The organism is Melaminivora alkalimesophila (assembly GCF_000282995.1).
Lineage (GTDB): Bacteria > Pseudomonadota > Gammaproteobacteria > Burkholderiales > Burkholderiaceae_C > Melaminivora > Melaminivora alkalimesophila.
Genome location: NZ_ALEE01000716.1, coordinates 1 through 697, shown reverse-complemented (window position 1 = coordinate 697; position 697 = coordinate 1). Strand labels below are relative to the sequence as shown.

The window sequence follows — 697 nt, the reverse complement described above, 5'->3', positions numbered from 1 at the left end:
CGCCGGCTCGCTGGTCGGTGCCGGCCTGCTGGGCTGGGTGGCCAAGCTGCACAAGGTGCTGGGCAACTGGGGCTGGTCGATCGTCGCGCTGGTGGTGCTGCTGAAGATCGCTTTTTACTGGCTGAACGCCAAGGCCTACTCCAGCATGGCGAAGATGAAGGCCATCAACCCGCGCATCCAGGAAATGCGCGAGCGCCTCAAGGACAAGCCGCAGCAGATGCAGATGGAGATGATGCGCATCTACCGCGAGGAGAAGGTCAACCCCATGGGCGGCTGCCTGCCGATCATGGTGCAGATCCCGGTGTTCATCGCGCTGTACTGGGTGCTGCTGTCGAGCGTGGAGATGCGCAACGCGCCGTGGATCGGCTGGATCCACGACCTGTCCTCGCCCGACCCGTATTTCATCCTGCCGATCCTGATGGCGCTGTCGTCGCTGCTGCAGACGGCGCTCAACCCGGCGCCGCCGGACCCGATGCAGGCCAAGCTGATGTGGGTCATGCCGCTGGTCTTCAGCATCATGTTCTTCTTCTTCCCGGCCGGGCTGGTGCTGTACTGGCTGACGAACAACCTGCTGTCCATCGCGCAGCAGTGGATCATCAACCGCCGCATGGGCGTGCCGCCGCAGTTCAACCTGCCCAAGTTCCGCTGACCGGCAGGCGCGGGCGTTAGCGCCCGCCGCCCGCACCGCATGACCACG

Annotated in this window: 1 protein-coding gene; it reads left to right on the top strand. The window is 64.8% G+C overall.

Annotation, left to right across the window (positions count from 1 at the left end):
• A partial coding sequence (gene yidC, locus A612_RS13895; protein WP_019375065.1) for a membrane protein insertase YidC occupies nt 1–649 on the top strand: 649 nt, incomplete at its 5' end.
• Nucleotides 650–697: the final 48 nt, after the last annotated feature.